Below are 15488 nucleotides of genomic sequence, written 5' to 3'. Positions count from 1 at the left end.
CCCCCCCCCCCCCCCCCCCCCCCCCCCCCGGCGACCTGTCAGCCGCAGGTGAGCGAGTCGTGCTCGACCTCGACCACGCTCGTCACCGGAGCACCGTCGAGGACCGCGCTCGCGGACACCGTCACGCTGCCCGCGGCCAGGCTCGAGGCCCGCACGGCGAACGTCTGGGACGCGCTCTTGCCCGGCGCCACCCCGGTGAAGGACTTCACGCCCGACGCCGTCGTGATCTTCACGTCGACCGGCACGGCCTCACCGTTGACGGCCCGCACCGCGAGCTGGACCTTGCCCGCGACGCAGCGGGGCGTGACGTCGACGGCGATCTCGACGGTCTCGGCCGGGGCGTCGGCCGCGACGATCGTCACGGTGTAGGTCGTCGACGTCGTGTGGTCCTGCGCGACCGCCGTGATCTCGACCGTCGTCGGACCGCCGTCAGGGGCGAGCGCGACCCGGCGCCCGATCGTGTCGTCGACCAGGATCCCGTCGACCCTGACCAGGCCGCTCGCCACGTGCGGGTCGGCGTCGAGCGTGACCGCGGTCGTCCCCGGCGCGACCCGGAGCTCGTAGCCCGCGTGCGCGGGCGAGAACTCCGGGGCGAGGACGCCCGTGTCGAACGAGAGTCCCGAGAGCTCCGGGATGCTGTCGAACACCGCCGAGCGGTCCGTCCTGACCCCGAACAACCCGCCCACGAGCCCGCCCGTCGACTGGAAGCGGACCGTGACGACGGGGATCTTCTGACCGTCCTCGTCCAGGACGAGGTTCCCGCTGCTGTCCTTCTTGTAGCGGGTGTCCGGGCCGAGCTCGAGGAACCGGGCCGGGATCTCGGTCGAGTCGACGTAGAAGCCCTGCTCGTCCTTGTTCTCCGCCTTGTCGGTCACGGTGACGGTCTTGAGCCGCACGTCGTCGACGTACACGTCAAAGCTGCGCCCGCGGTCGCCCGAGTAGAACGTCGCACCCAGGTAGTTCTTGTCCGAGCCCGGGTCGATCTCCAGGTCGTAGCTGAACCACCCGCCCGCCTGGGCGTCACGGTACTGGCGTCCCGCGAACACCCCGACGCCCGACGAGCTCGAGCGCAGGTTCTTCGCGTTCTCGAAGTTGTTGTTGTCGAAGCTCGTGAGGCTGTCGATCGTCAGGTCCTTCGCACGTTCCTCCTGCTTGGCCCGCAGGATCCGGTCCTGCGCGGCCTGGCCGTCGGGCTCCTCGAGGTTCATGTAGATGCCGTAGCGCTCGTTCCAGCGCGAGGTGTGCGGGGCGTACACCAGGTCGCCCGCGTCCGAGGTGTTCTTCAGCACGAACTGCACGTCGCCCGCGGCCGAGTCCTCGATGCGCACGACGTTCTCCGCGAGATGCTCCTTCCACGTGGCCGCGTCCATGCCCTCCGTGGTGATGGTCGTCTGCGCGTCCGGGTCGAACGTCGAGATGCGCACCAGGATCCCGGTGCCCACCGAGCCGCCCTGGTCCCGGGTGCCGAGCCCCGCGCTGAGCACCACGGGACCGTACTTGAAGGCCACGAAGCTCTCGTTGTCGGCCGTGCTGTGCAGCGTGACGTCGAGCGGCATCGTGTACGCGATCTCGTCACCCGCCCGGACGTCGGCCAGGACCACGTAGCCGCGCGAGACGGTCGGGGTGACCGTGGCGCCGTTGACGGTCACGGCCGGCTCGCCCGCGATCCAGTCGGGCACGCGCAGGCGCAGCGTGGTGCTCTCGGCGACCGCTCCGCCGTCGAGCGCACCGACCGTGAACCGGACCGTGTCCTCGTTGGGGAGGTTCGCGGACTGGGTCAGCACCAGGTTCTGCTCCGCGTGCTCGAACGTCGAGCTGAAGAACATGTTGACGTAGACCGATCCCTGCCCCGTGAAGTAGATCGAGTCGCCCAGCTTGGAGAAGTTCTCCATGCCGGTCCCGGTGCAGCACCAGAACTCGGTGAAGGGCAGGTTGAACACCTTGTGGTACCCGGGCGCCATGGGGTTGAAGTACGTCGTGGTGCCCGTCTCGGGGTTCTGCGAGGCGAGGATCGTGTTGATGAACGTGTTCTCGTAGTAGTCCGCGTACCGCACGTCCTTGCTCAGCCGGAAGAGCTCGCGCGACAGCTTGAGCATGTTGTACTCGTTGCAGGTCTCGGACGTCTCCGCGTTGGCGTGCGTCCCCTGGTTCGCAGCCCGGTCGAACAACGAGTCGGCCGCGTGGAAGTGCTCCGACTGGCTGTTGGCACCGGTCACGTACGTGTGGTGCTCGACCACGATGTCGAAGAAGTTCTCGGCCGCCGCGAGGTACATCGGCAGTTCCTCCTTCTCCTGCGGGGTCAGCAGGTCGTAGTACTCGGGGTTCTGCGTGAACACCGTGTAGCGCTTGAGCGCACCGATGAGCTTGGGGATCGTCGTGTTGGCGTGCTTGCCCGCCAGGACGTCCTGGCCCGACGCGAGCTGCCGGAAGAGGGTCACCTCGTCGAAGGCCTCGGCGGCGTCCTTGATGCGGACGTCGCCGGTGAGGTCGAACAGCTCGTAGAGCGCCTCGTTCATGCCGCCGTACTCGGTGCGCAGCAGCACGTCGGTGCTCGGGAGCTTCGCGACCCGGCCGGACACGTACAGGCCGAACCCGGTCGCGACCTCGCGCGCCTTGTCCCCCGTGGGCCCGTCGACGTACTCCGCGACGTCCAGCAGGCCCGCGAGCACCTTGTGCAGGTTGTACCAGGGCACGATCACGTTCTCGTCGGAGGGCCCGGTGCCCTGGACCTGGTCCAGGACGCTCTCACGGAAGGCGGAGACGTAGCCCGCGCTGCCCGGGTGGGCCGCCCCGTAGGCGTCCTGCACCCGCTCAAGGCCGTCGACGGCCGCGACGATCTCGGCCGACAGCGCGTCCCTGGTCGCACCGTCGGGCGTGCCCGAGTACGACATCGCGAGGGCCGACATGTAGTGCCCGAAAGCGTGGCCGCGGAAGTTCACCGCGTCGCTGCGCTCCCAGCCGCCGTAACCCTGCGGGGTCGTGGGCTCCAGGCCGGCGACCTTGTAGAACTCGTAGAGGAACTTCTCCGAGCTCAGGCTCAGGAGGTAGTCCTGCTCCTTGGACGCGGCGTTGTTCAGGAAGTCGTCCGACAGCAGGACCGTGGGCAGGCCGCTGTTCTCGAGCGGGTCCATCGACACCAGCGCCGGGACGACCACGTGGAACTCGCGCGTGACCGGCTTGCCGTCGAGGTAGCGTGCGGTCGCGGTGAGCGTGACCTCGGCGTCGTCCTCACCCTCGGCGGGCCGGTTCACGGTGCCGTCGGTCGCGACGACGTCCGGGGCCGACGACGCCCAGGTGACGGCCGAGCCGCGCGAGCCCTTGGCCGACAGGATCAGCGCGACCGTGACCCGCTCGGGCAGCGTGAGCCCGTCGGCGTCCGCCTGCGCGACGGCCTCGCGGTCGATCACCCGGCCGGACTCCTCGTAGAGCCCGACGACGTCGGCGAGCGACGCGACGCCGTCGTACAGGCGGTACTCGTCGAGCCCCGCCCGCAGGTAGGAGCCGTTGTAGGACGGGCCGTTGAACCCGATGGTCTTGGGCAGCGTGGGCGACGAGCCCAGGACGCCGGTTGCGCCACCCGAGCCGATCGGGCTCGCGACGGTCGCCGGGACCTGCTCACCGTTGCGGTAGAAGGCCACGTCCTTGGTCGCCGCGTCGTACGTGACCACGAGGTGCGTCCACTCGTCCGCGGGGAGGAACGACGCACGGTCCGCCGAGGCCACCCGGACCTTGTAGGGCTGGCCCGACGCCGGGCCGACCGACAGCGCGAGCGGCGACGTGTCCGACTCGGAGGACAGGTACCAGCCGTCCGAGTTGTACGCGCCCTTGTTCCAGCTCACGACCTGCTCACCGGTCATCTTCCCGCTGGGGCGCAGCCAGAACGACAGCGTCAGGTCCTCGGGCTGCAGGTCGGTCGACGCGCCCAGGTCGAGGAACGTGCTGCCTCCCAGCTCGACGGCCTGCGAACCCTCGGCGACCCCCGGGACCCAGCCCAGGTTGGTCGTCGTCGATCCCGCGTGCCCCTTGACCGTGACCGGGTGCGCCGCCGACGAGGCGTCGGCCAGGTCACCCTCGAAGCGCAGGTCCAGGACCGGGGCGGGCAGGCCCGCGTCGGCGGCTGCGGCGACGGGCGCCCAGCCCGTGAGGACCAGTGCGGCCCCGAGGAGCGCCGCGACGGCGCGTGCTCCCGGGTGCGGTCTCGGTCGGCGCGTGACGACCGCTTCTCTGTGCGTGCTCATCGTGCTCTCTTCCGTTCGAACGACAGTGTTCGGAACCGGCCCGTCGACAGCTGACGGGCCGGACGTTGCGGGGCAACCGCTCTCGCACGGGGGTGGGTGAGACGAGGTCTCGTCCCCGTGGCACGGAGTGGTCGTGCACATGGTTCGGGTCCCGCGAGCGGGATGGTGCAACCCGTGGGGTGTGCGGTCGGCGCGGACGTGCGGGTGTGCGGTCGGCGCGGACGTGCGGAAGCGCTGCCCGGGCGAAAGGCTCGGTTCGCCTCCTGGCTCGGTGGGCACTGATCCCCGCTCCGGCCCGGCCGACGTCGACTCCCTCCGGTTCGATCTGAATGTTAGCGCTCACACACCGCTATCCGTCAACCCTCTCCAGAGCCGCGTGTCGCCGCCGCTCGGATCCCGGAACGACGCGTCCCCCTGCCCGCGGCTGCGAGCAGGGGGACGGGTAGTCGTCGGTCAGGCTTCCTTCTTGGCTGCGGCCTCCGCCTTGCGAGCGGCACCGGTCTCGGTCGTCGCACCCGAGGTCGAGAGCTCGCCGCCCGAGGACTCGAGGTGCGCGCGGACGAACCAGTGGAACAGCTCGAGGTCGCGCAGGTGACCGACCAGGAGGTCGTTGGTCACGGTGTCGAGGTCCTCGGTGTCGGCGGCGGCCTGGCGGTGGTCGGCGATGACGCCCTGGTAGACCTCGTCGAGGGCACCGAGATGGGCGATCGTCGAGGCACGGCCCAGGCTGTAGTCCTCCCAGGTGCGCTCGGCGACGATCGCGCCCGGCGTGCCGCGCGGCGGGACGCCGAGCGTGGCGATGCGCTCGGCCGTGCTGTCCACCATCCCGCGGACGGCATCGACCTGCGGGTCGATCATCTCGTGGACCGCGATGAAGTGCGGTCCCACCACGTTCCAGTGGATGTGCTTGAGCGTCAGCGCCAGATCGTTGAGCGCGTGGAGACGCCCCTGCAGGATCGCGGCGACCTTCCCCCCGTCCTCCAGGGTCAGCGACGGAACGGTGTACTCGGGCAGCTCCTTGCGGACAGCCATGTATTCCTCCTCGATGCTCGTTCCTTCAGCTTCCTTCAGCGCAGTGCGCTTCCTCCATCGTGGCCGCGTGGCAGAGGCCTCGCAGCGTGAGCCGTGGTGAGACGCGCCACGTCACACCGCGCTAGCCTCTGCTCGTCGGTGCGAACAGCGGTTCGGCGGCCGTGGCCATCTCGAGGTCGGCCGTCGCCTGGATGAGCGCGAGGAGCTCGGGATCGAGACCGGGAGAGAACTCCTCGTACCGTTCCCGGGCGATGGTCGACGGCATACCGGGCGGGGCCTGTTCGGTCGCGTCGAGCTCGGTCCCGTCGTTCGCGGGCGACATCCCCTGGAAGATGCGCCCGGCCTCCGAGGCGCCCTCGAGGTCGAACGTGTACTGCTTGGACTGGAGCCCCAGGTCGACGAGCTTCTTGACCTCGGGGAACTTCTCCGCGTTCGTCTTGGGTACGGGCAGCAGCTTGCCCCAGTCGACGCCCAGCGTCTCGAGGGCCCGGGCGTAGGCGTTCTCGTGCGCCTGGTCCCTGACGATCAGGTAGGAGATCGTCGACCGAGCGGTCTTGTTGTCGGTCATCTCGTAGATCCGGCACTTCTGCAGACGTCCCGTGGACTCGAGCATCAGGTTGTAGAGCAGGTCCAGGACGAGGTTTCCCGAGTTGTAGACGTAGCTGCCGCTCCACGGGTTGCCGGCTGCGTCGACGGGCAGGGCACCTTGAGCCGCGACCAGGTAGTGATGGATGTTGCCCTCCCCCAGGGCCAGGTCGAGCGGCGTCTTCCCGCCGCCTCCGGGTGTGTCGAGAGGGTCGGTCTTCTTCCCGTTGTAGCGCGGTGAACCGTCGAGGAGTCGAGCGATCGTCGTGCCGATCAGCTCGACGTGGCTGATCTCCTCGGTCCCGATCCCCTGGAGCAGGTCCCGGTACGGCTTGCCCGTCGGGCCGCGGAAGTTGATGCTCTGGAACAGGTACTGCATCATCGTCCGCATCTCGCCGAACTGGCCGCCCAGGCCTTCCTGGAGGGCGTTCGCGGCCGCCGGGTCGGGTTCGTCCGCCACGATGTCGTTGATCAGTCGCTGCACGTGCAGATACATCTCGAGCCTCCTCGGTGAAACCGATGTGGATCCGTCCACCGTGCGCTCCTCGTGCACTGCCGGCCTCTGGGGCGCCGTCGAGGTCTTCCGGACTGCGAGCCGCCAGACCGCCACCTAGGGTTGCCGGAGGACCGTCCTGTCACGGACGCGGTGCGCACCGCGGTCCTCCCGGCCGGGCGCCGCTCGCGCGACTGATCGCGTCGGGCGACCTGGTCGGGCATGCGGGGCACAGGGCCGCGTCAGACTCCCCGAGCCCGGTCGATGCCGAGCGTCGCGACGAGGTCCTCGTGGAGCTCGAACCAGACCCGGTGGCACGAGTCGACGTCGGTGCGGTCGACCCAGCCGCCGTCGCCCGCCTGCACCCGGCGGAGCGCCGCGGCGAACCGCTCGTCGTAGCCCCGGAACCGGGCGAGAACGTCGCTCAGCCGTCGCACGAGCGGCGCGATGGCGCGGTCGATCGCGGCAAGCTCGTCCAGCACCCCGTCCTCCCAGGCGGGGTCGGAGTGGTCGTTGGAGGCGAGGCGGTCGCCGGGCGCGGGTCGCAGCTGCCAGTCGGTACAGGCCCGCTGCAGTCGTGCGTTGAGCGGGAGGAAGTCGCGGTGGACCTCCCTCACCTCCTCGGCGCGCCCCGTGCCCGCGAGCTCGCTCGCGAGCTGCCGCTCGTTCTCGGTGCGCCCCGCGACCGTGAGCGACCAGCCGCCGAGCCCCGCGAAGGCGGACCGCTGGACCCAGCCGCGCGCCTCGGCGTCCTCGAGCAGGTCGGTCGTCTCGTCCAGGCCGGTCCCGAACCGGCGAGCGAGAGCCGGGACGTCGGCGAACCCGGTGATGCGGACCGCGTGCAGCACGAGCAGGTCGACCGGGGAGTCCTGCGTCACGAGCGGTCTCCCTGCCTGGCCGCGAGCCGGTGGTAGTGCTGCTGACAGGCCTGCGGGGAGTTGAACCCCATCGCGTCGGCGATCTGGGCCCAGGTCAGGCCCGCGCTGCGGGCCGTGAACAGCAGGCCGTCCTCGAGCCCGTCGACCTCGGCCCGAGCCGCCGGCAGGAGCGCGAGCGCGCTGAGCAGGTCGCCCGGAGCCAGGTCCGTGGAGCGCCAGAGCGCGAAGCGAGCAAGGTCCACGGCCGACGGCGGGACCGGCGCGGGCTGCCATGGGCGGTTCGCGAGCGCGTCCGCCCCGAGGCTCAGCAGGTGCTCGCGCGCCACGTGCTCGCGGCGCGCCTGGTCGTGGTCGGCGCGCGCAGCGCCCGCGGTGCGTGCCGGTGCGGGGTCGTCCTTGCGTGCCATACGAGGATCCTGCAGAATCAACGAATTGTTGTCAACACTCTGTTGAAGGTGGCCGGGGATGCTCATCCCTCTCTCGGAGGCGACGCAGGAGACCTGCGGAGGCAAGGCGGGAACGCTCGGCATGCTCCTGCGCGCCGGGTTCGCCGTGCCTGACGGGTTCGTCGTGCCGCTCGACGCGCATCACGACACCCTCGGGAACGAGCGTCCCGACGTCGCGGTCGACGGACCGGAGGGCCCCTCCCGCGCCGGGCCGGCCGCGCCGCTGCCCGCGGCCTTGCTCGACGGGCTGGCCCACGGGCTCGCCGCCCTCGGCGACCCGCCGGTCGCCGTGCGCTCGTCGGCCTCGTCCGAGGACACGGGCGAGGCGTCCGCCGCGGGTCAGCACGAGAGCGTCCTGGCGGTGCAGGGGGTCGACGGCGTCGCGCAGGCCGTGCGCGCCTGCTGGGCCTCGCTGCACTCACCGCGTGCCACCGCGTACCGCCGCGGCGCCGCGCACGACCAGCCGGTCGACGCCGGGTCCATGGCCGTGCTGGTCCAGCGGCTCGTCGACGCCGAGCTCTCGGGGGTCGTGTTCGCGCCCGCCGCACCGGACGGCGTGACCGTCATCGAGGCCTCGTGGGGCCTCGGCCCGAGCGTCGTCGGGGGCACGGTGACCCCGGACTCCTACCGCGTCGCGGCGGACGGCAGCGTCGGGCGCACCGTCGCCGACAAGCGCACCCGCCTCGACCGGCGCGGCACCGGGCTCACCCTGAGCGACGTGCCCGCCGACGGACGGATCCGGCCCACGCTCGACGACGAGACCGCGAGGCGGCTCGCTCGCCTCGGACGGAGGGTCGTGGAGCTTCTCGGCGGAGCGCAGGACATCGAGTGGGCGATCGCCCGCGGCCGGACCTGGGTGGTGCAGGCCCGGCCCGTCACCGCCGCACTGCCACCGATGCCGCCGATGCCGCCGATGCCGTCCGCGACCCAGGGGGCGCCCTCGCCGTCGGCCCATCCCTCCCACCCGGCCCGCCCCTCCCCGGCCGGGCCACCTGCGCCTCGGGCGAACCGCCTGACGGGCACGGCGGGCAGCACCGGCGTCGCCACGGGCACCGCGCGGGTCGTCCGCGGCCCGTCCGACTTCTCCCGCGTCCGTCCCGGCGACGTCCTCGTCTGCCCTTTCACGGATCCCGCGTGGACCCCCTTGCTGCGGATCGCCGCGGGCGTCGTCACCGAGACCGGCGGGGTCCTGTCCCACGCGGCGATCATCGCCCGCGAGCGCCACATCCCCGCGGTCCTCGGGATCGCGGGGGCGACCGTCCTGATCCTGGACGGCAGCCCGGTCACGATCGACGGCACCGCCGGCACGGTCACGACGAGCACCTGACCCGAGGGGACGATCCATGGGGACCAGACATCTGTACCTCGCTCGGCACGGGGCGGCCGACGCGTTCGGGGAGCTCACGGCCGCGGGGAGGCGGCAGGCGAACCTGCTGGGCGAGCGCCTCGCACGGGTGCCCGTGACGGCCGTCTGGCACTCCCCGCTCCCCCGGGCCGTCGCGTCCGCGCACGAGCTGGCGCGCCACGTGCCGCACGCGGTCCTGGCCGAGGCTCCCGAGCTCGTCGACCACGTCCCCCACGTCCCCGCGCCGGCCGAGACGCCCGCGCCGTGGGTCGGGTTCTTCGACGGGTACGACGACGCCGAGGCGAGCGCGGGGCGCCGGACCGCCGACGCGCTGGTCGCGCGCTTCGCGTCGGCGCCCGACCCGGTGGTCCATGGCACCGCCGACGTCCACGAGGTCCTGGTCACGCACGACTACCCGGTCGCGTGGCTCGTGCGGCATGCGATGGACGCGCCGGAGGCCCGGTGGCTCGGCCTGAGCAGCGCCAACGCCGCGCTGACGGTCATCGAGTACCGGACGAGCCTGCCGCCGACGCTCGTGCAGTTCAACGACATGGCCCACCTGCCGGTCGAGCTGCGCTGGACGGGGTTCCCCGGGCCGGCACGGCCGTGACGACGCGGGGAGGACCGGCCGGTCAGCCCAGGTCCAGGCCGTCGAGCGACGACCTCGGCTTCTGGTCCGGCAGGCGCAGCATACGGAACGAGTTTCCCAGCCCGAGCAGTCCGGCCAGGAGCGGGACGAGCAGCGCGACCTGCAGCGACCGGTTGCGCGCCCGGTCGTTGATCGCCAGCACCTCGGCCTCCACGGCCGGGGGCTGACCCGTGATCTGCTCGGCGAGCCGGGACGTGCTCATAACCTCCGCGTCCTCCTCGAGCGCAGCGGCGATCTGCTGCTGCTCGGCGGCGGGGATGACCGCGCTGCTCTGCGTCATCTGGGTGAACCCGAGCGAGAGCGAGGCGAGCATGAGGCCCCCGGCCATGGCGAGCCCGAACGACAGGCCGAACGATCCAGCGGCCGAGTTGACGCCCGCCGCCTCGCTGACGCGCTCCTCCTCGACCGGGGCGAGCGTGTAGTTGTTGAGCTGGGACACCAGCAGGCCCAGGCCGCACCCGGTGATCGCGAGCGGGAGGACGAGGTACCAGCCGCTGTCCACGCGCGGGACGAACGGGATGACGAGCGCGATCCCGACGCTCGCCAGCACGAAGCCGGTGCGGATGATCGCGGCGGGGCGGCGAGACCCGGACCGCCGGCCCGCCACGACCGCTGCCGCGAACATGGTGAGCGACAAGGGGGCGAGCGAGAGCCCGGCCTGGAGGGCGTCGTACTCGAGGGTCATCTGGAAGAAGAGCGGGAGCGCGATCATCGCGCCGCCCAGCATGATCTGCTGCAGCATCTGCCCGGTGACACCCGTGGTGAAGTGCGGATGGCGGAAGAGGTCCGGGTCGAGCAGCGGCACCCGGTGCGCGCGCTGGCGCCGGACCAGCCATCGGGCGAGGAGCACGAGCGCGACGACCCCGACGGCCAGGAGCACACCGACGAGCTCGCCGCCCTCCTGCCAGACGAGGATGCCGAGCACCACCCCGCCCATGCCGATCACGGACAGGACCGCGCCCACGAGGTCGACCTGGCGAGAGCCCGTGAACGGCACGTCCCGCACCAGGCCGATCTGGCTCAGGACGACGGCGATGATGACCACCTCGAGCGCGAACCCGACCCGCCAGGACAGGTAGGTCGTGACGAACCCGCCGAGGAGCGGGCCCACCGCCGCGGCGATCGCGGCGGAGGCCCCGACCAGCGCGTATGCCTTCTTCTGGTCGGCGCCCGAGAAGTTGCCGTGGATCAGCGACTGCATCGCGGGCAGCAGCAACGACGCTCCCAGCCCGCCGATGATCGCCCAGAACACGACGATCGCCGTGAGGCTCTGCGCGAGCGTCATGGCCAGGGCGCCCGTCGCGTACGCGAGCAGCCCCAGGACGTAGGCCCGCTTGCGCCCGATCAGGTCGCCGACCTTGCTGTTGATGAGGATGAAGGCGGCAGAGACCAGAGCCTCGAGCGCGATGGCCGACTGCACGCCGCTCGCCGTGGTGTCGAGGTCCTCGACCACGGCCGAGATCGAGACGTTCATGAGCGACGTGTCGACGACCAGGACGAACATCGCGGCCGCGAGCAGGAGCATGAGCCGCCTGTTCCCCGTCGCTGCGGGAGCCTTCTCCTCCGGTGCGGTGCCCATGTGCCCACCTCGGCTCGGGTGCCTCGTCCGCTCGAGCGGGCGACCTCCGGTGACCGTCGCCGGATCGCTGGGACCAGCCTAGGGACCTCGGCGGAGTCGTGCGCGGCGGAGTCAGCCCGCGCCCCCTGCCAGGCGCGCGACCTGGGCGGCCAGGTGCCGCTGCTCCGGAAGGCTCGTCGCGCGGGCCGCCGCCCGACGGTAGTGCTCGAGCGCCGCCGTCGGGCGCCCTGCTCGTTCCAGGAGGTGTGCGCGCACGACGTCGACCCGGTGCGGGTCGCCCGGGACCGGGCCGATGCCCTCGAGGACCGCGAGCCCGGCGTCCGGCCCCTCGACCATGGCGACCGCGACCGCCCGGTTGAGCGTGACGACGGGGCTGCCCGTCATCCGCTCGAGCAGCTCGTAGAGGTCGACGACCCGCGGCCAGTCGGTGTCCTCGGCCGTCCGCGCCCGGGCGTGCACCGCGGCGATCGCGGCCTGGAGCTGGTACTCGCCGACGTCCCCCCGGACGAGCGTCCTGTCGAGCAGCGACAGGCCCTCGGCGATCAGGACGCGGTCCCAGCGCGCGCGGTCCTGCCGAGCGAGGGGCACGACGTCACCGGCGGCGTCCGTCCGGGCGGGCTGCCGGGCGTCGGCAAGCAGCATCAGGGCCAGCAGACCGCTCACCTCGGGGTCGCCCGGGACCGCGCGGTGCAGCCACCGGGTCAGCCGGATCGCCTCGTCGGTCAGGTCCACTCGCCGCAGCGAGGGGCCGGCCGACGCCGTGTGACCCTCGGTGAACAGGACGTACAGCACGTGCAGGACCGGCCGGAGCCGCGCCGGCCACTCCCCTGGTCCCGGCACCACCAGCGGGCGGTCCGACGCCGCGACCGTCTGCTTGGCACGGCTGATGCGCTGCGCCATGGTCGGCTCGGGCACGCCGTAGGCACGCGCCACCTCGGCGGTGGTCAGGCCGGCGACCGCCCTCAGCGTGAGCGCGACGGCCGACGGCGGCGTCAGGTCCGGGTGGCAGCAGCCGAACAGGAGCGCGAGCGAGTCGTCGTGCGCAGACGGCTCGGCCCCTGGCACCTGGCTCGCCGCGAGCGCCCGCGCGCGGCGCCGTCGGGCGATCTCGCTGCGCTGGGCGTCGACCAGACGCCGTGAGGCCACCCGCTGCAACCAGGCGCGGGGGTGCTCCGGGACGCCGTCGGCACCCCACGTCGTCACGGCCACGAGGAGCGCCTCCTGGACGGCGTCCTCGGCCCCCACGAAGTCGCCCGAGCGGCGCGCGAGCGTGCCGAGGACCTGCGGCGCGAGATCGCGCAGCAGGTCCTCGACGGCCGTGGCAGCGATCAGCCCGCTCCCTTGGCCGTGTCGAGGAACGCGGCCATCTCGGCAGCGTCCGACGGCGAGTCGTCCATGAGGCGGCGCACCTGGATCGGCTGCTGCGTGGGCCTGCCTCCGCGCCCGGGCACCGCCGAGACACGCGCGGCGATCTCGAGCGCCCGCGCCTCGGACTCCACGTCGACGATCTGGTAGCCGGCGAGCCACTCCTTGAACTCGGCGAACGGCCCGTCGGTGACGACCGGTGCGGTGCCGTCCGAACGCACCACCTTGGCGAGGTCGGGGCCCGTGAGGACCACGGTCTCGACGAGCTCCCCGCTCGCGACCAGCTCGGCGTTGAGCTCCCCGTAGTACTCGAGGTGCGCCGTCACCTCCTCGGGTGCCCACTCGTCCATCGGGGTCTCGTCGAGCCCCGCCCGGAAGTCCACACCCACCAGGTACCTGGCCATGGGTCTCTCCTCTCGTCCCGTCGTGCCCAGCGTGGCACGCTCACCCCGTGGTCGGAACCGGCGGCCGGTTCTCGACACCGTCGGCGGCCGCAGGGCGCGGCACGTGCCGCACGGGGCCGCACGGGGCCGCTTCGCGCAGCAGGTATGCTCGCTGGCATGGATATCGAGGTCGACAGAATCTAGCCACCGAGCTGCCGGTGGCCATCACTGTTCGTCAGGCGTGCCTCGCACCCTGGGTGAATGACCCCTTCCCCTCGTCGCCGACGCCGGCGTCCGAGGAGACGCTTCGCTGCTGAGCCCAGCAGGAGCCGTACCGGCACGTTCGTGACGCACCGACCACCGGTGGACCCTCGTGGACCCCGCCCCGTGACGCCCCGCCCTCCCTGATCGAGCGACTCCCGTCGTCGACCTGGGCTGGACCCTGTGCTGACGGCCATCCTCACGAGCCCTTCCCTCGCCCCGGACCCTGGTCGGTCGTGTCCCTCGCCCGCCGGTCCGCGCACCGCTCCCCGGGGAGCTCCCTCGACCTGCGCGGCAGCCTCTCGCCTGGACGCGCCCTCGCGCGCCCGGGGTCGCGACGAGGACGCCGCCATGACGAGGGGCACCGAGGACATCGTCCGCGGACCGCACCGGCTCGTCCCCTCCTCAGACCTACCGCCCGCCCTCACCTGGGCCGAAGGAGCACGTTCCATGGCCATCCGATCAGCCGTCACCCTCCACCAGCTCTCGTTCGAGTGGCCCGACGGCAGCGTCGCGCTGGACCGGCTCGACGGCACGTTCACCACGGGGCGCACAGGGCTCGTGGGCCGCAACGGCACGGGGAAGTCCACCCTGCTGCGCCTGATCGCCGGGCGGCTCACCCCCACCTCGGGTCGTGTCGACCTCGCGGGCGACGTCGGCTACCTCCCGCAGACCCTCACCCTCACCGGCTCGACCACCGTGGCCGAGCTCCTCGGGATCGACACGGTCCTCGCGGCACTGCGTGCGATCGAGTCGGGCGACGTCGACGAACGCCACTTCGAAGCGATCGGTGACGACTGGGACATCGAGTCCCGCGCGGACGAGGCCCTCCACGAGATCGGTTTCGGCGCAGCCGACCTCGACCGGCGCGTCGCCGAGGTCTCGGGCGGCGAGGCGATGCTCATCGCCATCACGGGTCTCCGCATCCGGCGCACCGCGATCACGCTGCTCGACGAACCGACCAACAACCTCGACCGCGCGACGCGAGCCACACTCGCAGGGTTCGTCGACACCTGGCCCGGGACGCTCGTCGTCGTGAGCCACGACCTCGAGCTGCTCGAGCACATGGACCACACCGCCGAGCTCCACGCCGGTTCGCTCGGGATGTACGGCGGCCCCTACAGCGCCTGGGCAGCCCACCAGGAGCAGGAGCAGGCCGCCGCGCTGCAGGCGGCCCGCGGGGCGCAGCAGGCCCTGAAGGTCGAGAAGCGCCAGCGGGTCGAGGCCGAGACCAAGCTCGCCCGCCGTGAGCGCACTGCCAGGAAGACCCAGAAGGACGGCGGTATCCCCAAGATCCTCGCGGGTGCACGCGCGAGCAAGGCGCAAGGGTCCGCCGGGGCGATGCGGTCGACGGCCGACGACAAGGTCCGGACCGCGCAGGCTGCCGTCGACGCGGCCGACGCGCGCGTCCGCGAGGAGGAGCACATCCACCTCGTCCTGCCCGATCCCGACGTACCGCGTGGCCGCCGCCTCGCCGAGCTGCACGGCCAGGGACGCGACGTCGTCGTCCGGGGCCCGGAGCGGGTCGCGCTGGTCGGGCCGAACGGGTCGGGGAAGTCGACGCTCCTCCAGCAGCTCGTGAGCGGGAGCGCCCCCGTCGAGGGACGCGCGCACGGGACGCTCCTGACGGACCGGGTCGGCTACCTCCCGCAGCGCCTGGACGGTCTCCTCGAGGACGCGAGCGCCGTCGACAACGTCCAGGCCGTCGCGCCGGGCATGGAGACCGGGGCGATCCGCAACCAGCTCGCCCGCCTCCTCCTCCGAGGCGCCGGTGCCGACCGTCCTGTCGCCTCGCTCTCAGGAGGGGAGCGCTTTCGTGTGTCCCTCGCCACGCTGCTCCTCGCGGACCCGCCCGCACAGCTCCTCGTGCTCGACGAACCCACCAACAACCTCGACATCGCGAGCGTCGAGCAGCTCGCGCAGGCGCTCGACGGCTACCGCGGCGCCCTGCTCGTGGTCAGCCACGACCATGCGTTCCTCGAACGGCTCGGGATCGACACCGTCCTCGAGCTCGACGCCGCGGGCCGGCTGCACGAGCGCAGCACGCTGGCGGGGTGAGCGCTCCGGCGTCCGGCTGCCAGCGGGTGGCGGCCAGCGCTCGTCCGCCGGGTGCAGCTCGCCCAACCGGTCCTGAGCATCCTGTGGTCCGCGCACCTCCTGCCCGGGCACCACACGTGGCCCACGGCCGCGGGCCGGTGCGGTCAGAACGGCCCCGAAGAGCGCCCTGAGACCGA

Annotated in this window: 11 protein-coding genes; 3 read left to right on the top strand and 8 right to left on the bottom strand. The window is 72.2% G+C overall.

Annotation, left to right across the window (positions count from 1 at the left end; genetic code table 11):
- Positions 1-38: 38 nt before the first annotated feature.
- The 5 genes from H9641_RS07270 to H9641_RS07250 form a co-directional block, all read right to left on the bottom strand.
- On the bottom strand, positions 39-4238 hold the full coding sequence (locus H9641_RS07270) for a beta-L-arabinofuranosidase domain-containing protein (RefSeq protein WP_191802373.1): 4200 nt from the start codon (positions 4236-4238) through the stop codon (positions 39-41).
- 453 nt (positions 4239-4691) lie between these two features.
- Entirely contained in the window at positions 4692-5270 is a 579-nt protein-coding gene (locus H9641_RS07265) for a Dps family protein (protein ID WP_191802371.1), read from the bottom strand.
- A gap of 121 nt (positions 5271-5391) precedes the next feature.
- A complete protein-coding gene (locus tag H9641_RS07260; protein ID WP_191802369.1) occupies positions 5392-6351 on the bottom strand; it encodes a manganese catalase family protein in 960 nt (319 codons plus the stop codon).
- A gap of 239 nt (positions 6352-6590) precedes the next feature.
- Positions 6591-7226 carry a transcriptional regulator gene (locus H9641_RS07255; RefSeq protein WP_191802367.1) on the bottom strand — a complete coding sequence of 212 codons (636 nt, stop codon included), beginning with the start codon at positions 7224-7226 and terminating at the stop codon, positions 6591-6593.
- Positions 7223-7633 (bottom strand): DNA-binding protein, encoded by a 411-nt coding sequence (locus tag H9641_RS07250; RefSeq protein WP_191802365.1) that lies wholly within the window; start codon positions 7631-7633, stop codon positions 7223-7225. Before H9641_RS07250 ends, H9641_RS07255 begins: the two co-directional genes overlap by 4 nt.
- A gap of 58 nt (positions 7634-7691) precedes the next feature.
- Here H9641_RS07250 and H9641_RS07245 point away from each other — a divergent pair, with 58 nt between their 5' ends.
- On the top strand, positions 7692-8999 hold the full coding sequence (locus H9641_RS07245) for a PEP/pyruvate-binding domain-containing protein (protein ID WP_191802363.1): 1308 nt from the start codon (positions 7692-7694) through the stop codon (positions 8997-8999).
- Positions 9000-9015: 16 nt separating this feature from the next.
- Positions 9016-9627, top strand: coding sequence for a histidine phosphatase family protein (locus tag H9641_RS07240; RefSeq protein ID WP_191802361.1), 612 nt, complete (start codon positions 9016-9018; stop codon positions 9625-9627).
- A 22-nt stretch (positions 9628-9649) separates the two neighbouring features.
- On the opposite strand, the gene H9641_RS07235 is transcribed toward H9641_RS07240, so the two are convergent.
- From H9641_RS07235 to H9641_RS07225, 3 genes are all read right to left on the bottom strand, one after another.
- The gene (locus H9641_RS07235; protein WP_225220132.1) at positions 9650-11245 is read right to left on the bottom strand and encodes an MFS transporter; all 1596 of its coding nucleotides are present in this window, start codon (positions 11243-11245) and stop codon (positions 9650-9652) included.
- Between the two features lie 111 nt (positions 11246-11356).
- Positions 11357-12550 (bottom strand): RNA polymerase sigma factor, encoded by a 1194-nt coding sequence (locus tag H9641_RS07230; RefSeq protein WP_318244455.1) that lies wholly within the window; start codon positions 12548-12550, stop codon positions 11357-11359.
- Between the two features lie 23 nt (positions 12551-12573).
- Positions 12574-13014, bottom strand: coding sequence for a YciI family protein (locus tag H9641_RS07225; protein ID WP_191802358.1), 441 nt, complete (start codon positions 13012-13014; stop codon positions 12574-12576).
- A gap of 690 nt (positions 13015-13704) precedes the next feature.
- Here H9641_RS07225 and H9641_RS07220 point away from each other — a divergent pair.
- Positions 13705-15312, top strand: coding sequence for an ABC-F family ATP-binding cassette domain-containing protein (locus tag H9641_RS07220; protein WP_191802356.1), 1608 nt, complete (start codon positions 13705-13707; stop codon positions 15310-15312).
- Positions 15313-15488 lie beyond the last annotated feature (176 nt).

The organism is Oerskovia merdavium, assembly GCF_014836755.1.
GTDB classification, from domain to species: Bacteria; Actinomycetota; Actinomycetes; order Actinomycetales; family Cellulomonadaceae; genus Oerskovia; species Oerskovia merdavium.
This window is presented reverse-complemented; position numbering and strand designations above follow the sequence as displayed.